Raw genomic sequence first — 537 nt, forward strand, 5'->3', positions numbered from 1 at the left:
GCGCCTGTGCGCCTGTGCCGCAGCCGATGTCCAGCAGTCGCAGCCCGCGACCGCCGCCGGGGAGTTCCATCCGCCGGGCGGACAACCGGAGGTGCTCGTGGTAGCCGGGGTTGGCGCCGACCAGCTCGTCGTAGGAATCGGCGCCCGCGTCGAAGGCCTCCGGGACGTTGTACGGGGTGGTGTTCATGCGGCGCCCCGCCGGTTCCCCGACCGCACCCACAGCAGCAGCACCGCGGTGATCATCGCCCAGCCGAACAGGAAATCCTCGATGGGGATGTCCCAGGGAAACCGGATACCGGTGGAGTGCTGTTCGTTGTACAGCACGATCGGTGCGCTCAGCTTGGTCAGCCAACCGTCGACGAGCACCTGGAATCCGAGCACGATCGCGATCGACACCCAGTACGCCGGCCGGCGGAACAGTCCGGTGTGCAGCACCCGCAACTCCCAGACGATGACCACCAGCACCGCGATCACCGCCGGCAGGGTGTAGCCGAGGCCGGTCACCGGTTCACCTCCTGATCGGAGCGGCGCCGGGCC

Annotated in this window: 1 protein-coding gene and 1 pseudogene; both read right to left on the minus strand. The window is 68.9% G+C overall.

Features of this window, described 5'->3' with window-relative positions; genetic code table 11:
• Positions 1-187: pseudogene (locus tag H7I41_RS00115) on the minus strand (ubiquinone biosynthesis methyltransferase UbiE); the annotation flags it as partial.
• A complete protein-coding gene (locus tag H7I41_RS00120; RefSeq protein WP_073859484.1) occupies positions 184-504 on the minus strand; it encodes a lycopene cyclase domain-containing protein in 321 nt (106 codons plus the stop codon). The pseudogene H7I41_RS00115 and the gene H7I41_RS00120, both read right to left, overlap by 4 nt.
• Positions 505-537: the final 33 nt, after the last annotated feature.

Origin of the sequence: [Mycobacterium] manitobense (assembly GCF_025821665.1) — a bacterium.
Taxonomy (GTDB): domain Bacteria; phylum Actinomycetota; class Actinomycetes; order Mycobacteriales; family Mycobacteriaceae; genus Mycobacterium; species Mycobacterium arseniciresistens.